The organism is Neobacillus drentensis (assembly GCF_036965245.1).
Lineage (GTDB): Bacteria > Bacillota > Bacilli > Bacillales > Cytobacillaceae > Neobacillus > Neobacillus drentensis_G.
Map to the genome: position 1 here is coordinate 733 of NZ_JBALPG010000255.1, position 1,257 is coordinate 1,989.

The 1,257-nt window shown below is 29.3% G+C and carries 1 protein-coding gene; it reads left to right on the forward strand.

Annotation, left to right across the window (positions count from 1 at the left end; translation table 11 throughout):
* Positions 1 to 1,118: 1,118 nt before the first annotated feature.
* Positions 1,119 to 1,257: TniQ family protein (locus tag V7150_RS26710; protein ID WP_420490341.1), on the forward strand; the 139-nt coding region annotated here is incomplete at its 3' end.

A 1,257-nucleotide genomic window follows, 5' to 3' on the forward strand; every position in this document is an offset into this window, starting at 1 on the left:
GGTGCTTTAGTTCAATAACGATCTTCAACAATCGGGCGCGATTATGGAATAAAACTTAGATTTTAAAAAAACATTTTTGTTATATTTTTAAGTCCAGTGGAGTATCTTACATCAAAGATTAAACAACTATATTTTAACCCTGTCCTAAATTTAGAACGGGGTTATGCTTGTTTGAGGTTTTAAAATAACTTTATAGTCACTTTACATAGGGATACTAATACCATATAACGGGACATAGATTCAATTATAAGTAATGGGCTCCAATTATTTTATTTTTAGTATCTCAGGTAGCTAGCGGTGTATTGTTGTTTTCATTTGGCAGTAAATTAATAAACTGGATAGAAGTCCCCTTATAATCATAAAGGAATAAGGTATTATTAGTTCTGAGAAACACGTTAATTTTAAATAATAATATTGTTAAAATAATACGGTTAATTATGATTTATTTTAGAAAGGTAAATAAAAAAATAATCCGGTTAAATATGATTTCCTTTTTATGTTATTCAAATAGTGAATTTCAAAATCCGGTAATTAATGATTTCAATATCAGATTAAACCTTGATTTAATAAGACCTTAATCCGATTAATTTTGGAGTTTAACAATAATTGTGTGAGCTTTCAAAATTTCGTGGAATCTCTCCATAATTTCGTAGAGTAGTTCCATATTTTGTGGAATGAGATTATCAGCGTTTATATTAGTAATAATTAATCGGTAAACGCAATTGTGTGATAAACGCCCAGAATAACAGTAATATTTTGCACTTAATAAACCACTTAGACAATTGTTCTAGGTGGTTATTTATCTATTTTGAGGGAGGCTAATGTTGTAACCAATACATCCTAAGCCTTATTTTGATGAAAGTTTGAAGGGCTATATTACAAGAATTACTACTTTAAATGGGTATGAATCCTGTAGTTGAGTTTACCAAAATGTCGGATTAACTTAAACAGATGAAAAACAAATGATAAATGTAAATAAGATTTCAAAGTCTAAAGTAAGTCTCAAGGACTTAGCAAAATTAACTGCTAATTAGGAGTCTGATCTCTGGGCTCTTACATACTGTGATCAAGTTGGGGATTTTGAAGAGGATTCTTTTAATGACCACATAGTAGATTACATAGGAAAAAATGCTTTCAATAGCCGCAATACTAATTGTTGTCTAGAGTGTCTAAAGGAGAACCTTTATTTCCGTAAATTATGGGAACTCACTATTTACAACATTTGCTATAAACATAATTGTCGAAAATATCTAATTA